Source organism: Micromonospora sp. CPCC 206061, assembly GCF_036906915.1.
Lineage (GTDB): Bacteria > Actinomycetota > Actinomycetes > Mycobacteriales > Micromonosporaceae > Phytohabitans.
The window spans coordinates 1-2,318 of sequence record NZ_JBAKHX010000182.1 but is presented as its reverse complement, the minus strand read 5'-3'; the positions used below and the strand labels follow the sequence as shown (position 1 = coordinate 2,318).

The 2,318-nt window shown below is 65.4% G+C and carries 3 protein-coding genes; all 3 read right to left on the bottom strand.

Annotated elements, in window-relative coordinates; genetic code table 11:
* Nucleotides 1-109 precede the first annotated feature (109 nt).
* Nucleotides 110-511 carry a carboxypeptidase-like regulatory domain-containing protein gene (locus V6V89_RS42040; RefSeq protein WP_442935328.1) on the bottom strand — a complete coding sequence of 134 codons (402 nt, stop codon included), beginning with the start codon at nucleotides 509-511 and terminating at the stop codon, nucleotides 110-112.
* Nucleotides 512-659: 148 nt separating this feature from the next.
* Entirely contained in the window at nucleotides 660-1,583 is a 924-nt protein-coding gene (locus V6V89_RS41190) for an alpha/beta fold hydrolase (protein WP_334625175.1), read from the bottom strand.
* 481 nt (nucleotides 1,584-2,064) lie between these two features.
* Nucleotides 2,065-2,318: hypothetical protein (locus V6V89_RS41185; RefSeq protein WP_334625174.1), on the bottom strand; the 254-nt coding region annotated here is incomplete at its 5' end.

The following is a 2,318-nucleotide window of genomic DNA, read 5'->3' as shown; positions in this document are numbered from 1 at the left end:
TCCCGCGGCGGACAAAGCCGCACGTCAGCGTCCGCGGCCGAATTTCCGAACGGTACAGGGTGCTCTCATGTACTAGACACTCTGCGACCCTTGATCAGGTTGCGGTGTATCAACCCAGTGACACGTCGACCCGTACTGTCTGTCCCGCGGTTATGATCCCGCGTTTCGATGTCGCTTGGTGCCCGCCTGGGATCCGCACGGTAAATTCGTACTCACCAGGCGGGAGGCCCGTCCATGCGTACTCGCCTTGCGAGTCGGTCAATCGCGCGATGTCTATCGCCAACGCCGCGGGCATCGGACGGCCAATTGTGCGGACCTCTACAGGGATTGACGCCAACAGGTCGCCGGACAGATCGCGGACCACGATGATGGCCGTACCGTGGCCCGCAGCGGGCGTGACCGGGGCGGTCCCACGATCACCATCCGACACCGGCGTGTCCGAACTCGCCGAGTGCTGGCTGCCGGCGCCGGCAGTGCCGCATCCCGAGGCGAGTAGGCCGATAAGCTGCATCGTCGCCGCGATCTGTTGTATTCGTACCATGCGGGGTTCGACGGTGCTCGCCCGCCGATGGTTCCGGTGGAGTGGGTTCGGCGTCGCCGCAGCACGCCCGGTGCCTCCTCTGAGCACTCTCGCTACAGCGGACTCTCCATCTACTACGTCAGGCCCTGCTGACGCTGGCGTGTGGGGTCCAGACACGGTCGAGGAATGCGGCGATCAGCGGGGCGATTTCGGGCAGGTGCTCCTCGAGGGCGAAGTGGCCCGTGTCGAACAGGTGCAGCTCAGCATCCGGCAGGTCGTGCAGGTAGGCGTGGGCGCCTGGCTCGGGAAAGAATGGATCGTTGCGGCCCCAAATGATGATCGTGGGCGGGGTGTGCTGGCGCAGCCAGGTCTGCCACGCCGGGTAGCGCGCAACGTTGGTGTGGTAGTCGAACGCCAACGCAACCTGGGCCTCCTTGCGTCCCGGCTGATCGGGGAAGTGCTGGTCGAGCGTCCAGCCCTCGGGTGCGATCATTTCGGGCTTGCTGGTGCCGCTCTGGTATTGGCCGCGAGTGCCGGGCAGGGTCAGCAGGTTGCGGACGGTGTCTTCGGCACCTTCGTTCTCGGGTCGCAACGCGATGAAGTCACGGGCGCCAGCCGACAAGCCCTCTGTGTAGGCGTTGGCGTTCTGGATGATCAGGCCCGCGATCCATTCGGGTCGCCGCTCCGCGAGCCGGAGGCCCACCGGCGCGCCGAAGTCGAAGATGTACATCACGAACTTGGTTAGCCCAAGTCGGTCGACGAAGCTCTCGGCAACGTCGGCCAGGTTGTCGAAGCTGTAGGTGAAGCTGTCTGGCGCCTGGGTGTGCCCGAAGCCCGGATAGTCGGGGGCGATCAGGCGGTAGTGCCTGCCGAGGGCGTCGATGAGACGACGGAACTGGTGCGAGGCAGACGGGAAGCCGTGCAGCAGCAGTAGGACCGGGGCGTCGGATCGATCGGGAACCGACTCGCGGTAGAAGACTCTCACTCCGTCCAGGTCGACGTGGCGGTGGATAGCCGAGCGCGGCCGTCCAGAATCCCGCCGCTCGTTGGACGTCCTGAACATGCAAGTTCACTGACTTGATACGCGCCATCGTCAAAGTATCGCCCCTCACCGAGCACCTGCGGTGAGACCCACCTGCCCTCCAGCAGCCACAACGATGGTTGCGTCCTGCGACGGCCACGCCACGGTGATCACCGCCCGGCGCTTGGCCGAGCCGGGGGACATCCCCCTTCGCCTCAACGTTCTCTGTACGGCCTATCGACTTTGCCGGAGCCCTGATTTTCTGGCCGCCACCCGAACTGGTGGACGCGCCACCAGAACGCATCGTCGACACAGCCCTGAGTTACCGACCCATCGCGCCCTGACTGCGCGCCTACGCCCCGGACCTCAACCCCTCCGAAGGCGTCTGGTCCCACCTCAAACGCGGCATCGCCAACCTCACCGCCCGCAGCGTCGACCACCTCCCCCGCACCGTCAAACATCGGCGTGTTAAGCCGAAGACGACTCCTCACCCCAACATGATCAACAAGGCGAGTCCCGGGGATCACTCTGCCCACCGCCCGACCGCCGTACCGGACGCTGCCGGCGGCACGGTGAACATCACGCCGGCACCATGCTCGTCACGACCGAGCCGGTCGTCCTCATCGTCAACGCCGTCTCCGTGCTCGTCCTGAATGCCGCGCAACACCCTAAGGGATGTCTCGTAACCGGCGTGTCGTAGCGAGACTGCCAGAGGATGTTCGTCGATGCTGCCGTGGTGCAGGTGATCTCGGCGGCGGACGAGCAGTGGATCCACCC

Coding starts and splice junctions, on each gene's coding strand:
- V6V89_RS42040 (WP_442935328.1), bottom strand. CDS start 511: ATGCAGCTTATCGGCCTACTCGCCTCGGGATGCGGCACTGCCGGCGCC.
- V6V89_RS41190 (WP_334625175.1), bottom strand. CDS start 1,583: ATGTTCAGGACGTCCAACGAGCGGCGGGATTCTGGACGGCCGCGCTCG.